Genomic DNA, 354 nt, shown 5'->3' on the forward strand with positions numbered 1-354 from the left:
ATGACATCGTCACCAAGACCTACCCCACCACAGGGCCGGCGGTGCCCTATTACATCCCCGTCCTGGGCACCAGCGGGGATGACGTGCTGACCGCCACGGACGACAAGAGCCGTCTGGCGGGCTATGCCGGCAACGACACGCTGACCGGCGGGGCCGCCGATGACATCCTGTCGGGCGGCGCCGGCAACGACGTCCTGTTCGGCAAGGGCGGCAACGACACCATGACCGGCGGGATCGGCAACGACCAGTTGGATGGCGGGACCGGTGTTGATTACATGGTCGGCGGCGCCGGCAACGACGTCTATTTCGTGGACAGCGGCGCCGACGTGGTGGTGGAGAACGCGAACGAGGGCA

1 protein-coding gene is annotated in these 354 nt (G+C 66.9%); it reads left to right on the top strand.

The features are described from left to right. The coding region (locus P5F91_RS28910; protein ID WP_277908981.1) for a calcium-binding protein at positions 1-354 on the top strand (354 nt) is incomplete at both ends.

The sequence above is a fragment of the Nitrospirillum amazonense genome (genome assembly GCF_029594735.1).
GTDB classification, from domain to species: domain Bacteria; phylum Pseudomonadota; class Alphaproteobacteria; order Azospirillales; family Azospirillaceae; genus Nitrospirillum; species Nitrospirillum amazonense.